We start from the raw sequence: 600 nt of genomic DNA, 5'->3' as shown, positions 1-600 counted from the left end.
TGAACAGGCGGGTACGATTAGGCTGGTAGGTAGGTGGGGATGGTAGCTCGCTGAACTGTTGGGCCACCAGCATGATAGACCCCGCGTCACAGCCTGTCCCGCCATCACTGCCTTTTGGACCTGTTGAGCGAGCGCTCGGCGTGGGATTGGGCGCCGGGTTGAAAATCTTGTAATTGGGGATAGCCGGTTCAGCGACCCAAGTGTCAGCGGCCGAGGCATTGATAATGACATTGGGGTTTACGATGATCTCGCGGGCAAATATGGAGATGTTTTTTCCGATATTTGTGAGATCGCTATACAGGGTGACGGTGTCAGCATAGATCGTGATGGACGTTTCACTGGGAGGTGCATCTCCATTTTCCAGAATCGTGTACGGCCAGATAATATTGCCTTGTTTTCCGGATGGATCGAGACGGATATCAAAGCCAACAATAACTAAGCTGTTCTCGTTTTTTTGTATGCTGATGGGTAAATCAACATGGACTGTTGCGCTCATTGAAGGCTCCTATGGCCGGCCACAGAGAAATTAAGGGTGGTTCCCTATTGGTTTTCTGTCGTATGTTGAATAGGTGATAAGCGTTGCGTGATGCTGGAATGTTC

The 600-nt window shown here is 50.2% G+C and carries 1 protein-coding gene; it reads right to left on the bottom strand.

Annotated features, from left to right (window positions below):
* Positions 1–496, bottom strand: a 496-nt coding sequence (locus K675_RS33025) for a hypothetical protein (protein ID WP_157383944.1), incomplete at its 3' end; no start/stop codon positions are given.
* Positions 497–600 lie beyond the last annotated feature (104 nt).

Source organism: Pseudomonas fuscovaginae SE-1, from assembly GCF_000364705.1.
GTDB classification, from domain to species: Bacteria; Pseudomonadota; Gammaproteobacteria; order Pseudomonadales; family Pseudomonadaceae; genus Aquipseudomonas; species Aquipseudomonas fuscovaginae_A.
Note: the sequence above shows the minus strand (reverse complement) of the source record. Positions and strands in the feature narration are given on the sequence as shown.